At 32.1% G+C, this 1,157-nt stretch carries 1 protein-coding gene; it reads right to left on the reverse strand.

The genetic code is table 11. From position 1 onward, the window contains the following. Window positions 1–5: 5 nt before the first annotated feature. Window positions 6–1,157 (reverse strand): autotransporter outer membrane beta-barrel domain-containing protein (locus B6S12_RS10635; protein ID WP_245892670.1); only part of this gene is annotated, 1,152 nt, incomplete at its 5' end.

Raw genomic sequence — 1,157 nt, forward strand, 5'->3', positions numbered from 1 at the left:
GCTTTTTAAAACCTATACTTAACCCCTACATTTCCACTTAAATAAGTTTCATTTTTAGAATCCACTTTTCCAGCAATGATTTGCTTAGCACCAATTCCAGCATCTAAGCTTAGATTATCACTTAATGAGATATTTCCACCTATGATTAATTGTCCATAAGTCTTTTTCTTCTCATCACCTTTAATGCTAAATGATGTGCTTGAACCTGCAAAGCTTGCTACATAATCCTCACCATTATTTACTACATATTGTTCTATTTTTGGAGTTATGAAAAGATATGAGTTTTCATTAAAGTATTTTCTAGCTTCTAATCCTAATTCTAAACTAAAAGAATTATTGGTATTAGATTCTACATGTTTTGGTAATGCACCTTTTTCATCATAGCTTGGTGTGTTGCTATAATAGTAGTTAATCCCAGCAAATGGCTTTAAGAACAATCCATTTTCTAAATTAAACACTTTACCGATATTTGTATTAATTCCTACAAACTTTCTATTAAAATCAGAACTATTTAAATTCCCAGCTAGATTAATATCTTGCTTAGTATCTCCAATTTGCCCATAAATCTTAGAATTTAATTCCCAAGAGTGATTAAATCTATAAGAACTATAAACACCTATTTGATAATTATCAGAATCTTGAGTGCTTAGCTTATCTTTAATCTTAGAGCTTGCATAAGTAGCATAGATTCCTAAAAGTAAATTATCATTTACCATAGTATCTGCACCAAAGCTAATCCCATATAATCCACCACTTTCACCATCTACAATATTTGCTCCACCAAAAGCATTTGCCCATACACTCTTTTGATAAGTTTTAGTGCCATAATAATCATAAGGAGTATCACTTGCTATATTAGTTCCCTTTGCTAGAACATTTGCCTTTAGAGCATTTGCAAATTTCATAGCATTATAAGGATTATTTGCTCTTGCTATTCTTCCACCTATTGCCATATCATTGGAGATATTCATAGCACCATTTACAGAGCTACTATTATTTAGAGTATCTGTGCTACTTTTTGCACTTTCTCTTACATCTTTAAAGAAGTTTTTATTGGTGATTGCACCCACGCCAACTCCTGCATTAATGCTAGAGTTAATCAAGCTATTAAAGATGCCTTGTGCTTCGCTTAGGTTGCCAGAGGATTTGAGGGAAGT

The organism is Helicobacter valdiviensis (assembly GCF_003245365.1).
GTDB classification, from domain to species: domain Bacteria; phylum Campylobacterota; class Campylobacteria; order Campylobacterales; family Helicobacteraceae; genus Helicobacter_D; species Helicobacter_D valdiviensis.